Genomic DNA, 7,026 nt, shown 5'->3' with positions numbered 1-7,026 from the left:
ATTCGTAATAGTATAAAACAAGCTACTATTGCATCATTGATCATACTTGTATTTATAGCGGAACTGTAAGTACATACAAATAAGTATGTTCTGATTTTAAAATTCAGAATTTTCTTTAAAATTATAAGGGGGCAATGGTATGGTTAAATATTCGAAAATTTCTAAGTTGATTCTTGGTGTTGGACTAGTGACAATATCATGCAATGGTTTACAAATTCAAGCAGAGACAAAAGAAAAAAATGTGAAGAACGTATTACAAATGGAGCCGGTAGGCATACAGAAATCCGTTGATGAGTTGGCGCACTCTTCAAAAGTACAAGAAAATGCATCTTTTACAAAACGGTTAAAGTTATCGGATTTATCGCAGCGTCCGCTAGCACCAAACGAGGATGTTAAACCGTTAGCTGAAGAAAAAAAGTATTCGATGGCTGAGTTAAATCAATTAAGTAACAAACAATTAACTGATCTTCTTGTGACAATTAATTGGTATCAAATTCCGGAATTATTTCAGTTTAATAGTGATAGTCTCAAATTCTATCAAGATGATAGCCGAATGCAAGCGATTATTAATAAACTAGCAGAACAAGGACAAGCTTATACGAAAGATGATTCAAAAGGGATTGAAACATTAGTAGAAGCTCTACGTGCAGCATTTTATTTAGGTTTTTACCATGATGAATTAAGCAAACTAAATGAGCGTAGCTACCATGATAAATGTTTACCGGCTTTAAAAACAATTGCAAAAAATCCGAATTTCAAACTTGGTACATCAGAACAAAATAAAGTTATTTCATCATATGGAAAATTAATTGGAAATGCATCGGCTGATGTTGAAACGGTTTTATATGCAGGTGAAATTTTTAAACAATATAACGATAATCTTGCAACTTTCATTGAAGACCGAACGAAAGGAGACGCTATTTATGAGTTGATGAAGGGAATTGACTTTGATATTCAGACGGATATGTACACGACTGAAAAAGAGCCAAAAGATACGATGTGGTATCGAAATATTGATAACTTTATTAATGAAGTAAGTCGTTTCGCACTAATTGGTACTGTAACAAATAAAAACGGATGGTTAATTAATAACGGAATTTACTATGCTGGTCGATTAGGAAAGCTTCATAGTACGCCAACAAAAGGACAACAAGTTGTTACAGATGCAATGCGAATTTATCCATTTTTAGGAGAGCAATACTTTGTTGCAGCAGAACAAATTACTACAAATTATGGCGGATTAGATGCGAACGGAAAAACTGTGAATTTAGATCAAATTCGAGAAGAGGGTAAAAAGAAATATTTACCGAAAACGTATACGTTTGATGATGGAGCAATTGTCTTTAAAGCTGGGGATAAAGTTAGCGAAGAGAAAATTAAACGTCTATACTGGGCGGCAAAAGAAGTACGCTCTCAATTTTATCGTACAGTTGGTAGTGATAAACCACTTGAAAGTGGACATGTTGATGACGTGTTAACAATGGTTATTTATAATAGTCCAGATGAGTATCAATTTAATCGTCAACTGTACGGATATGAAACGAATAATGGTGGGATTTATATTGAAGGAACAGGGACTTTCTTTACATATGAACGTACACCACAGCAAAGTATTTATAGTTTGGAAGAATTGTTCCGCCATGAATTTACACACTACTTACAGGGAAGATACGAGGTTCAGGGATTATGGGGCCAAGGGGAAATGTATCAAAATGAACGTTTAACATGGTTTGAAGAAGGGAATGCGGAGTTCTTTGCAGGTTCAACGCGATTAGATAGTGTAGTGCCGCGAAAAAGTATAATTGGTGGATTATCTTATGATCCTGCAAAACGTTACACAGCAGCACAAACATTAAATGCGAAATATGGAACGTTTGATTTTTATAACTATTCGTTTGCATTGCAATCATATATGTATAATAACCGTCCTGAAATGTTCGATAAAGTGCATGATTTAATTCGTGCAAATGATGTTTCAAGTTACGACGCATACCGTTCTACATTAAGCAAAGATAATAAATTAAATGAAGAACATCAATCTTATATGCAAATGCTTATTGATAATCGCGATAAGTATACAATTCCACAAGTATCAGATGAGTATTTAACCCAGCATGATCCAAAATCGCTTTCGGACGTTACTTCAGATATCACTAATGAAGCAAAGTTAAAAGATGTGAAAGTAACAAAGAATAAATCACAATTCTTTAATACATTTACACTACAGGGGACATATACTGGAAGTGCGGCAAAAGGAGAAATTGAGGATTGGAAAGTAATGAATCAAGCAACAAATGATATGTTGAAACGTCTTTCAGGAAAAGCGTGGACTGGATATAAAACATTGACTGCTTATTTTGTAAATTACCGTGTAAATAATGCTGGACAATTTGAATATGATGTTGTATTTAGCGGGCTGAATACGGAAGAAGGTACGGCTGTAGAAAAAGAACCGAATAATTCATTTGATACAGCGAATCCACTATCTTTGAACATTTTGTTAAGAGGAAACTTAAGCGATCAAGATCAGGGGGATAAATTTGTTATTGATGTAAAGGATCAAAAAGATTTACAGATTTCTGTTACGAACGAACAAAACCTTGGACTGAACTGGGTATTATATTCTGAATCAGATCTAAATAATTATGTAGCTTATGCAACAAAACGTGATGGAAACAAATTGCTTGGAAATTATAATGCGAAGCCAGGGAAATATTACTTAAGTGTATATAAGTATGGCGGTGGAACAGGGAATTATACAGTGCAAGTAAAATAATTTACTATAGTTTGTTTTGAAAGGCTACTTATTGCATTTTTTAGCTAAGTAAAGTAGTTAATGTTAAACATTAAACTACTTCAATATACCCCTGTTCTAATTATAGAACAGGGGTATATTGGCTTTATATTTTTAAATTAAATAACCTCATTGGATTTTGACAAGAAAATAATTAATATAGATTTGAATTCTCATTCGTAAAGCATGTTTTAATCTTCTTAATGCTCTTTCATTTTTGTCTCAATGCTTGTTTTCAAATCAGTTGATACTTGATCGAAATACCCCAAAACTATCTTCCTAATATCATTGGATATAACTTTCAAATCATTAGCTAAATTTTCAGCAAGATGTTCTTTTTCAATGTGTGATAACTTCGCATAAAATTCACCAGCCTGCCCAAAATCATCTTGCTTAGTTATAGAAGTTCTTTCGAGTTTTCCTTCAACGTATCTGCCGTTACCGCTTGTAATTTGATTAGCAGGTGTCCAATCTTGCTGTTGGTTAACTGGTAATTTACGAAATTCAGCCCCAATTCTTCTTCTTTGAGAATCACTATAAATATTGGCACGGGCCTGCAGTATTTTATCATCTGATAGTTCTGCACCGTCTAGTAAATTAGAAGGGGAGAAGGCGACTTTTTCTACTTGTTCCATATAATTATCAGGATTTTTATTTAATACCATTTTGCCTACTGGCATAAGAGGATACTTCTTTTCATCCCATACTTTTGTATCGTCCAAAGGATCATAAGAAAGATTTGCTTCATCCTTAGGGTCCATGAGCTGAACATATAGGCCATATTCCACCGGTTTGCCACCCGCAATCGCATCGTATAAATCTTTACCAGCGTAATCAGGATTTTCAGCGGCTAGTCTATTTGCTTCTCCGCGACCAATGTATTGTACACCTTCAAATGGGTACCAATGGTATTTAACGTACTTTCTAATACCTTGAGCATTTCTCCAAACATATGTATTTACACTATGTCCTGGAATGTGGCGAAGACTTTTTATCGTACCAGCATCAGAGTATAAACGTACAATAAAATGAATCGATTCAGGCGCTCTTGCTACAAAGCTCCAGGACTTATCAGGATCAATTAAATTATTTTTAGGTGAAGGTAAGAATGCTTTAATAAATTCCGGGAAACGCATCGCATCACGAATAGAAAAGACAGGAATGTGATTACATATAAGGTCAAAAACGCCTTCTTCTGTATAAAATTTTGTAGCAAAACCGCGTACATTTCTAGAAGTATCAGGTGTTCCTTTTATACCGACAGCTAACGAAAAGCGAACCATAACAGGAATTTTTTGATTAGAATTTTGTAAAAATATCAGTTTTGTATGTTCAAACATCGGATATATCGTTTGGAAATAACCAAATGCACCAAATCCTTTTACATGAACAGGTCTTTCTAAAATCTTTTCATGAATAAATTCTTGTAAGGTTTCGTGTAGTACACCATCTTGCTTTAGAACAGGTCCACGTGAACCAACTGTTTGAGAGTGAAGTTTAGCTGGTTCATTAAGTTCTCGATTGCTATTTAAGTCTTCTCCTAATAAAGATTGCCTCTGTTTATCATGTTTTTCATTCATCGATATAGCCTCCAAAATTTTTTCGTTGATTGTTACTAAATATGATTCTTTAGTCTTGATTATGTATTACATACGAAGTTCAAATTAGTAACATACCGCTAGATGAAAAAAAGGCACATACAGTGGACCTGTTGAAATAGAAGAAATTATGGAAAAATGAATATCGGGAAGAGAAATAACACGTTTTAGTAAAAGGTAGAAGAAAATCACTATTAAAATTTCAATCTTAAAAGTTAATTTATAAATGATTGTATAGATAATGAATATAAAAAACGGGAAAAATAACTAGGAGGAATTTAACATGTCGGATTGGTTTCAATTAGATAAAGAATATATGATGCCTACGTATTGTCGCACGGAGGTTGCGATAGAAAGAGGAGAAGGTTGTAAACTGTATGATGTGGAGGGTAAAGAGTATTTAGATTTATTTTCTGGCGTAGGAGTAAACGTATTAGGATATAATCATCCTAAAATTGTGCAAACGACCATGGAGCAAGTTACGAAATCGTTGCATCTTCCATTTCATTTTTTAAATCCAGTTGCGATTGAGTATGCAAAGAGATTAGTTGATTGCTCTTTAAAAAATGGAAAAGTTTTTTTTACAAACTCTGGTACAGAAGCGACAGAAACGACATTAAAATTAATTGATAAATATAGATCTATTACGAATGAAGAACGTGAAGGAGTCGTTGTACTGAAAGATAGTTTCCACGGGCGAACATTAGGGGCTCTTCATTTTACGAGACAAGAAAATGTTTATCAAAATTTCCCGAAAACATCCATTCCTGTATATGAAGTGGAACGAGAAAATTTAGAGGAACTAGAAAAAACAATTATTAATGAACATCCCATTGCAATTATGCTAGAGCCTGTTTTAGGAAGCGGTGGGATCTATCCTTTATCAAGTGAATATTTAGAAGGGATTCAGCTCCTGTGTGAAAAGTATAATGTACTCCTCATAGTCGATGAAGTACAAAGTGGTATGGGCAGAACTGGAAAACTATTTGCTTATCAAAATTTTAATATTACACCAGATATTATTCAAATTGGTAAAGGGGCAGGGGGCGGGATACCGCTTGGAGGAATCATTGTAGGTGAAAAGTTATGTGATGTATTTTCACCAGGAGATCATGGAACAACGTTTGCTCATTCATCAATCGGAACGGCTTTAGGTTTAACGGTATTACAAACATTAATTGATGATGGTTTAATGCAAGAAGCTTATGAAACGTCACACTATTTCAATGAAAAACTGCAAGAAATTCAGAAAGAAAATTCTTATTATATTCAGGAAGTACGTCATGCTGGGATGATGTTTGGAATTAGTATGAATGATACGACTGAAAATGTGAAGAAATTACAGGTAGAATTAATGGATAAAGGGATGTTAGTCGATGTAACTCAAGGTAATATCATCCGTTTACTTCCTCCGTATATAATTACAAAAGAGGAAATTGATACATTTATTAATGAATTTATATTCGCTGTTCATAGTGTGGCAGCTATAGCAAGTGTTTAAGAATTTTGATGAAAATACAAATATAAAAAGTACCTTATTTATAATTCGTACAGGAAGAAAATAGGGACAAAAAATAAATTTATATATTAAAATAAAAAGCTGAAAAAGGCACTCATACAGCGCTTTTTCAGCTTTTTAAAATACTTAATTACTTAATCTAGAAAGAATCTAATTGGACAAATAATTAATTATGTGAAACAATAATAACAGATAAGGAGACGTTGCTTTTCCTTAAGTGCTTCGTATTGAATTTATTCTAGTAAGAGAAGGTGTGCTGAAAGAAGTTAAATTAAATAAGGGGCTGTTTTACTATATGCAACAAAATAATGATTTAAATTTTGAACCTCAAGACGTTAATATTGTCAATCCTAAACAAGCTAGGAAAGCAGTTGTTGCTACTGGCATTGGGAATGCAATGGAGTGGTTTGACTTTGGATTATACGCGTATTTAGCGGTAATATTAAGTCAATTATTCTTCTCAGGTGTGAATAATAGTGGTTTGCAACTTGTACTTACATTTGGTACATTTGCAGCGGCCTTTCTCGTTCGACCAATCGGAGGTATTTTCTTTGGTAGAATAGGAGACAAGTATGGCCGAAAGATCGTTTTAAGTACAACTATTATTTTAATGGCACTTTCTACATTATTCATCGCATTACTACCAACCTATGAACAAATTGGTGTATGGGCACCAATACTACTTTTAGTTGCTCGAATGATTCAAGGCTTCTCTACAGGCGGCGAATATTCAGGAGCAATGGTTTATATCGCAGAATCTTCTCCAGATAAAAAGCGTGGTATACTCGGTAGTGGTCTTGAAATTGGAACACTCTCAGGTTACATTGCTGCCTCGGTAATTGTTACCATTTTAACGTTATTATTAACAGATGAGCAAATGCTCAGCTGGGGATGGCGTATTCCTTTCTTAATTGCTGCACCAATTGGTTTGGTCGGTTTATATTTACGACGTCATTTAGATGAATCTCCAATCTTTCAAGAGATGGAAAAAGCACAAGAGGAATCTGAAGACAACGAACAATTTTCATTTATGGATATATTAAAATATCACAAAAAAGACTTCTTATTAAGCACAGTAATTGTTGCCTTCTTTAACATTACAAACTATATGATCC

The 7,026-nt window shown here is 33.9% G+C and carries 4 protein-coding genes; 3 read left to right on the top strand and 1 reads right to left on the bottom strand.

The window, feature by feature from the left end; all coding sequences use genetic code 11:
- Positions 1–139 precede the first annotated feature (139 nt).
- The gene (colA, locus tag AB3X48_RS14945) at positions 140–2,776 is read left to right on the top strand and encodes a collagenase ColA (RefSeq protein ID WP_367959707.1); all 2,637 of its coding nucleotides are present in this window, start codon (positions 140–142) and stop codon (positions 2,774–2,776) included.
- Between the two features lie 218 nt (positions 2,777–2,994).
- Here colA and AB3X48_RS14940 read toward each other — a convergent pair whose 3' ends face one another.
- Positions 2,995–4,374 (bottom strand): catalase, encoded by a 1,380-nt coding sequence (locus tag AB3X48_RS14940; protein ID WP_088099168.1) that lies wholly within the window; start codon positions 4,372–4,374, stop codon positions 2,995–2,997.
- A 301-nt stretch (positions 4,375–4,675) separates the two neighbouring features.
- Here AB3X48_RS14940 and AB3X48_RS14935 point away from each other — a divergent pair, with 301 nt between their 5' ends.
- Positions 4,676–5,893, top strand: a complete 1,218-nt coding sequence (locus tag AB3X48_RS14935) for an aspartate aminotransferase family protein (RefSeq protein ID WP_016105219.1) — start codon at positions 4,676–4,678, stop codon at positions 5,891–5,893.
- 313 nt (positions 5,894–6,206) lie between these two features.
- Positions 6,207–7,026: MFS transporter (locus AB3X48_RS14930; RefSeq protein WP_367959706.1), on the top strand; the 820-nt coding region annotated here is incomplete at its 3' end.

Source organism: Bacillus sp. S4 (genome assembly GCF_040838205.1).
Classification (GTDB): Bacteria; Bacillota; Bacilli; order Bacillales; family Bacillaceae_G; genus Bacillus_A; species Bacillus_A cereus_U.
This window is presented reverse-complemented; position numbering and strand designations above follow the sequence as displayed.

Coding starts and splice junctions, on each gene's coding strand:
- colA (WP_367959707.1), top strand. CDS start 140: ATGGTTAAATATTCGAAAATTTCTAAGTTGATTCTTGGTGTTGGACTA.
- AB3X48_RS14940 (WP_088099168.1), bottom strand. CDS start 4,374: ATGAATGAAAAACATGATAAACAGAGGCAATCTTTATTAGGAGAAGAC.
- AB3X48_RS14935 (WP_016105219.1), top strand. CDS start 4,676: ATGTCGGATTGGTTTCAATTAGATAAAGAATATATGATGCCTACGTAT.